The sequence below is a fragment of the Bacillus suaedaesalsae genome (genome assembly GCF_016890225.1).
Lineage (GTDB): Bacteria > Bacillota > Bacilli > Bacillales > SA4 > Bacillus_BS > Bacillus_BS suaedaesalsae.
This window is the reverse complement of record NZ_JAFELM010000013.1, coordinates 237,462-244,269: the sequence shown is the minus strand read 5'-3', so window position 1 is coordinate 244,269 and position 6,808 is coordinate 237,462. Positions and strand designations below refer to the sequence as shown.

Annotated in this window: 5 protein-coding genes and 1 pseudogene; all 6 read left to right on the top strand. The window is 36.7% G+C overall.

Going from position 1 to position 6,808, the window contains the following annotated elements:
• Positions 1 to 1,277: pseudogene (locus JR050_RS03005) on the top strand (IS1182 family transposase); the annotation flags it as partial.
• Between the two features lie 409 nt (positions 1,278 to 1,686).
• Positions 1,687 to 2,409, top strand: a complete 723-nt coding sequence (locus JR050_RS03000) for an ATP-binding protein (RefSeq protein ID WP_204202030.1) — start codon at positions 1,687 to 1,689, stop codon at positions 2,407 to 2,409.
• A 24-nt stretch (positions 2,410 to 2,433) separates the two neighbouring features.
• Positions 2,434 to 3,387, top strand: a complete 954-nt coding sequence (locus JR050_RS02995; protein WP_204202029.1) for a sensor domain-containing protein — start codon at positions 2,434 to 2,436, stop codon at positions 3,385 to 3,387.
• Positions 3,388 to 3,714: 327 nt separating this feature from the next.
• Entirely contained in the window at positions 3,715 to 4,632 is a 918-nt protein-coding gene (locus JR050_RS02990) for a diacylglycerol kinase (protein ID WP_204202028.1), read from the top strand.
• Between the two features lie 74 nt (positions 4,633 to 4,706).
• Complete coding sequence (locus tag JR050_RS02985; RefSeq protein ID WP_204202027.1) at positions 4,707 to 5,141, top strand: SRPBCC family protein; 435 nt, start codon at positions 4,707 to 4,709, stop codon at positions 5,139 to 5,141.
• Between the two features lie 76 nt (positions 5,142 to 5,217).
• The gene (rlmD, locus tag JR050_RS02980; protein ID WP_204202026.1) at positions 5,218 to 6,591 is read left to right on the top strand and encodes a 23S rRNA (uracil(1939)-C(5))-methyltransferase RlmD; all 1,374 of its coding nucleotides are present in this window, start codon (positions 5,218 to 5,220) and stop codon (positions 6,589 to 6,591) included.
• The last annotated feature ends 217 nt before the right edge of the window (positions 6,592 to 6,808 follow it).

Here is a 6,808-nt window from a genome sequence, read left to right as displayed (position 1 = left end):
GTACGCAAACTTGAAGTGGCAATTGATTTTTCTTTCATTTATCCTCTTGTTAAAGATATGTACTCTGAAGTTGGTCGCCCAAGTATTGACCCAATTATCTTAGTAAAAATGGCATTTATCCAATACATATTCGGTATTCGATCAATGCGTAAGACTATAGACGAAATAGAAACAAATATGGCAAATCGTTGGTTTTTAGGTTATGGGTTTCATGATAAGATCCCTCACTTCTCTACCTTCGGTAAAAATTATGAAAGACGTTTTAAAGATACAGACTTATTTGAACAAATCTTTTATCGAATCTTAAAAGAAGCAGCTGATAAGAAATTGATTAGTGCTGAACACGTCTTTGTTGATTCAACACATGTAAAAGCTAGTGCTAATAAGCGGAAATTCGAAAAGAAAGTTGTGCGGAAAGAAACTCGAGCTTACCAGGAGCGACTACAAGAAGAAATTAATAAAGATCGTGAAGACCATGATAAACCACCTTTTCCACCTGATAAATTTGACCAAGAAGAGATGAAAGAGATCAAAGAAAGTACAACAGATCCGGAAAGTGGATACTATGTTAAGGATGAACGCACGAAACAGTTCGCTTACTCCTTTCATGCAGATGCAGACAGAAAAGGTTTTGTATTAGGTTCAACAGTTACAGCTGGAAATGTTCATGATAGTAATCTTCTTGAGTCTTTAGTAGAGAAAGTGAAAGAGTCAATTGGTAAACCAAAAGCAGTTGCGGCTGATACAGCTTATAAAACACCTGCCATTGCACAATATCTAATAGAAAATGACATTACACCGGCATTTCCATATACACGCCCACGAACAAAAGAAGGATACTTTAGGAAACATGATTACGTATACGATGAGCACTATGACTGCTATATATGTCCGAAAGGACAGATACTAAACTATTCAACCACCACTAAGGAAGGTTATCGTCAATACAAGTCTGACCCACATTACTGTTCGACTTGTCCTTTACTTGCTCAATGTACACAGAGTAGAATCATCAAAAGCTTATACAACGTCATGTGTGGGAAGCGTATGTGGAGGAAGCAGAACATCTTCGTCATCACGAGGAAGTTAAAGAGATATATGCTAGGCGGAAGGAAACAATTGAAAGAGTATTCGCCGATGCCAAAGAAAAGCATGGTATGCGTTGGACAACTTTAAGGGGACTTAAAAAATTGTCCATGCAGGCGATGCTTACTTTTGCTGCCATGAATTTAAAGAAGATGGCAACCTGGACATGGAAAAGTCCAGAAAATGCATAAAAATAGTCTTCGGAGAGGTCTTGAAACATTCATAAAATACATAAATATCAAAAAGGCCACTCGAGATTTCCTTTCGAGTGGCCTTTTGTCTACAATCTGAAGATGCCTACACTAGGCATCTTTTTTTTATGAATCTCTTTCTGTAGATCTCGTTGATTTTATCCTATCATCTCATCATTCCTCCTTCATATAGGAGACCATTCCTATATCTACTCCTATCTTTTTATTTCCAAAATAAGAAAGTAAGGCGATATACATTATTATTATTTTAATGAAAAATAGAGATACAAGATCAATACGGAAAAAAATGACATTTTATCTAATAAGAGACTAATTACTGGTTAAAGAAACCTAGACTGCTAAAAAAACACCCAATTAACCAGTTACATTAAAAGAAAAGGTGAAAAATATGATGAACTTAACTGAAGACTTCTTTTTACTATTTATTCTAGGGTGTACCTTTCTTTGTTTAAATCTTTTAAATTGTAAACCGAATTCATTGAAATTAGCTGCTGGTGTGGCCCATGAAATAAGAAACCCAATGACAAGTATTAAAGGCTTTTTTCAATTATTTCAAGAAGGGGTAATCGAGCAGAAATACTTTGATACTGTCATCAACGAATTTAAAAGAATCGAAGAAATTATCTCTGGTTTAATAAATTTAACAAAACCGCAACACATCGGTGTAAGAAATGTAGAGGTTCAAGAAATACTAAATGATGTAAATGTCCTAATAGAATCAGAAAAAAACTTGCATAACATCCCAATTATCCAACAGTTTGAAGGCGGTATTCCTAAAGTGAATTGTGATCCGAATCAAATGAAACAAGTGCTCCTTAACCTTATGAAAAATAGTATGGAAGCATTACCAAATGGAGGGGAAATCCACGCCAGTCTAAGTGCAACTGGAGATGAGGTATTGATTACGGTATCTGAAAATGGGATTGGAATGAGTGAAGATAGAGTTCAAAGATTAGGTGAGCCTTTCTACAGCAATAAAGAAAAAGGAACAGGGCTAGGACTAATGCTATGTTTTCGAATTATTAAACATCATAATGGACCGATAACCATTAACAGTAGTGAAAGCGAAGGTACAAGTGTTAAAATACGGTTACCCATTCAAGTAATTTAATGTTCTAAAAAGGGAAGCGATCAGATGGATAATTTTAATATAGAGTTATTTAAAAAGTTCGATATATTCATCAAGATTTTCAATAGCATATACGATATGGTATACATTACAAAGGTTGAGGAAGATGGACATTTTAGCTATTTACTTGCAAATGATGCAGCCAAGAGATTTATCGGTTTAACAGAAGAATCTTTTGGAAAACGACTTGATGAGATTATGCCAAAGGGTGCGGCACAAATTATTTCTAAGAAATATCAACAAGCTATTGAAATGAAGAATGAAATTTCATATGAGGAGAAGATGAACGTTCCACCTCATATAACAAACCATGTTAAATATGCACCTAATGATATTGTCTATTGGGAATCAAGTATTACTCCAATTTTCGATGATAATGGTAGTTGTACACATCTGTTTGCGATTGTACGCGATATTACCGAACGAAAAGAGAATGAGGAAAAGTTGAAACGACTTGCCCATTATGATTATTTAACAGGACTTCCAAATAGAGTTCTATTTACTAAGCGATTAAAAGAGGAATTGGAGAAACTTAGACAAAACGATGGTTTGATTGCTGTAATGTTCCTTGACTTAGATAATTTCAAAGATATCAATGATACGATGGGGCATGATGTCGGAGATCTGATATTACAAAGCTTTGGAAATAAAGTAAAAAATACATTACGCAGTCAAGATGTATTATCACGTTTAGGTGGGGATGAGTTTGTTATTCTACTCCCTAATTTACCAGAAGAAAAAGCTGCTATGAAGATTGCAGAAAATATAGTGCAATCCCTACAATACGAATGGAATATTGAGGGTTATCAATTTAAATCGACAACAAGTATTGGAATTGCATTTTATCGAAATGAGGATATCCAGCATAATGAATTATTGAAAAAGGCGGATATTGCCTTATATCAAGCCAAGCAAAAAGGAAAAAATAAATATCATATTTACGAAGAAGAAGGTAAATAGTATTTTATGAATATCAAAACGACGTTATCATGATGGTTGTTTTTAAATATTAATTAAAACGCTGCTAAAGCGTTTTTTTTTGCTTAAAAAAGAATCGTTAGGGAATACTGTTTAATTGTATATTAGTTGAAATGTATAATTTTTCCGTTATAATAGAAATCGGTCAGTAAAGCTATTGAAGCGTAACTTTCTGAACGAATTAGAAATTGTAGCGTGGGTCCATGGCCTTGCTCTAGAAACGCACTAAACAATTCATGTACTAGTAATGACAGCGTACGAATATACTCAAATTACTTGTCTTATACAATTAAAACAGGATGATGAAAAATGAAAAGAGCTCGAATTATTTATAATCCAACCTCAGGTCGTGAGCTATTTAAAAAGCATTTACCAGAGGTATTACAAAAGTTAGAACAGGCAGGTTATGAGACTTCCTGTCATGCGACAACAGGCGCTGGAGACGCAACGAATGCGGCTCGCACGGCGGTTGAGCGCAGGTATGATCTAGTCGTGGCAGCAGGTGGAGATGGAACGATAAATGAGGTAGTAAACGGACTAGCAGATGCAGAATACCGTCCGAAAGTAGGAATTATTCCAGTTGGGACAACAAATGATTTTGCTCGTGCTCTTGGTGTTAACAAAAGCATTGAAGATGCGACAGACATTATTTGCGAAGGGATACCAGTTCCTATTGATATTGGTAAAGTGAATGACACGTATTTCATTAACATTGCAGGTGGCGGTCGTATCACCGAGTTAACGTATGAAGTACCAAGCAAGCTAAAAACAATGCTCGGTCAACTTGCGTACTACTTAAAAGGAATGGAAATGCTTCCTTCTATTAAGGCTACACATGTTGAAATTGAGTATGATGGCAAGTTCTTCGAAGGCGAAATCATGTTATTTTTAGTATGTAACACGAACTCGGTTGGAGGATTTGAAAAGCTGGCACCATCTTCAGACTTTAGTGATGGAATGTTTGATTTACTAATCCTTAAGAAAACAAACCTAGCAGACTTTATCCGAATTGCTAGTCTTGCGCTGAAAGGTGACCACTTAAGTGATCCGAATATCATATATACAAATGCTAACCGTATTAAAGTGAAATCCTCAGAAAAAATGCAACTTAACCTGGATGGTGAATATGGTGGTTTAATACCGGCTGAATTCATTAATTTATATCAACATATTGAAGTGTTTGTTCCTAGAGAAAAAGCAGAGAAGATGATTAAAATAAAAAGTTAAGCAGACCCAATTTGGGTCTGCTTTTTAGTATGATGGAAATAATAAAAGATATATATTTAAAAGGAGCGTTTACTATGAACATTCTTACTAGATTTAAAATTATAAAACCAGCGAGTGAAGTATTTGAGGCGTTTGTTGATCCAGAGAAAATCGGAGGCTTTTGGTTTTCTTCTAGCTCGGAAAGATGGGTAACGGGAAAGGATATTACCTTGCGATATGACGAGTACAATGCAACGGTTTTAATTACAGTGACAGAAGTAGTAGATAACAAAAAGATTGTCTTTAAATGGGGATCTGGTGAGGAGGTAAGAACGACTACGATTACGTTAGATGAAATCGAACCTTCTACTACGATTATTGAGATTACTGAAGAAGGGTTCAAAGGAAACTACCCAGAGATCCTTCATGAAATGCTAGATAATAAAGAAGGCTGGGTGTTCATGCTTACTTGCTTAAAGGCTTATCTAGAATTCGGCATCACTGGACTGCGTGCAGGGATTGCGAAATAGACCAAAAATAGCATGGGCTCCAATAACTATGTTACAATCATGGAAGTCAATTTAACTTATAAAGGAAGTTTAGAACATGTCAAAACAGGCACCAGTAGTGAAAAATGAAACGTATCTCGTATCTTTTGAAGACCTTACACACGATGGAGCAGGTGTGGCGAAGGTGGAAGGATACCCAATCTTTGTAAAAGGAGCGCTTCCTGGTGAAGAGGGAGAAGTGAAGATTACAAAGGTGAATAAAGGATACGCTTTCGGTAGATTATTGAATTTGAAAAACGAAAGTCCATTCCGAATTGAGCCTAATTGCCCGATTTATGCTAAGTGCGGAGGCTGTCAGCTTCAACATATGAGCTATGAGGGTCAGCTTGAAGCGAAACATAAGCAAGTAGTTGAAGTGTTAGCCCGAATTGGTGGTATTCACAATGTACCGGTGCATCCAGTACTCGGAATGGACGAGCCGTGGAGATATCGAAACAAAGCACAAGTTCCAGTAGGCGAACGTGAAGGCGGACTTGTAGCGGGGTTCTACCAACAACGCTCCCACGACATTATCGACATGGAGCAATGTCTCATCCAAGAGTCTATTAATGATGATATTGTTCAACAAGTAAAGAAAATCTGTGAAAAGCACGGAGTAAGAGCGTATAACGAAGAACGTCACTCGGGAAACCTTCGTCATATTATGGCACGATATGGCCAAATAACAGGTGAAGCCATGATTGTTCTTGTCACAAGAGAAGAGTCACTTCCTAATCAAAAACAGATTATTGAAGAAATATGTAATATTTCCCCGAAAATAATGTCGATCGTTCAAAACGTCAACAACAAACGAACAAACGTCATCATGGGAGATAAAACAAAAGTGCTTTGGGGCGAAGAATACATTTATGACAATATTGGAGATATCAAGTTTGCGATATCAGCCCGGTCTTTCTATCAAGTAAATCCAAAGCAAACGAAGGTACTGTATGACAAAGCGTTAGAATATGCAGACTTGAATGGAACGGAAAACGTAATCGATGCTTATTGTGGAATTGGGACGATTTCTTTGTTCCTGGCACAGAGAGCGAAGCATGTTTACGGAGTTGAAATTGTACCCGAAGCGATTTCGGATGCAAAACGAAATGCTAAGCTAAACGGTTTTGAAAATGTAGATTTTGCAGTAGGTGAAGCAGAAAAAGTGATTCCTTGGTGGTATTCAACGGGCATCAGTGCGGATGTAATGGTCGTCGATCCACCACGTAAAGGCTGTGATGAAGCTCTACTTCAGACGATCATTGATATGAAGCCGAAGCGGGTGGTATATGTATCTTGTAATCCGGCAACGTTGGCAAGGGATTTGAAGGTGCTAGAGGCTGGTGGGTTCAAGACGGTAGAAGTGCAACCAGTGGATATGTTTCCGCATACTACACACGTTGAGTGTTGTTCACTACTAGTTAGAAAAAATTAACGAGATGTTCCGTTTGTAAAGTACCTCCCTTTTCGGGAGGTACTTTTTATGATGATTAAAAAAAGAACTGAGAGTAAAGAAGATGGGGCTATTAATTATGATTAAGAATAGATGGCTAGAACAGCCTCCAATGGCATAAGATAGAAATGAATTAGCAAGAATAGAACAATAAACAATAAATAATTTTGTTAAGGAAAAGGAGTAGATCATATAGATC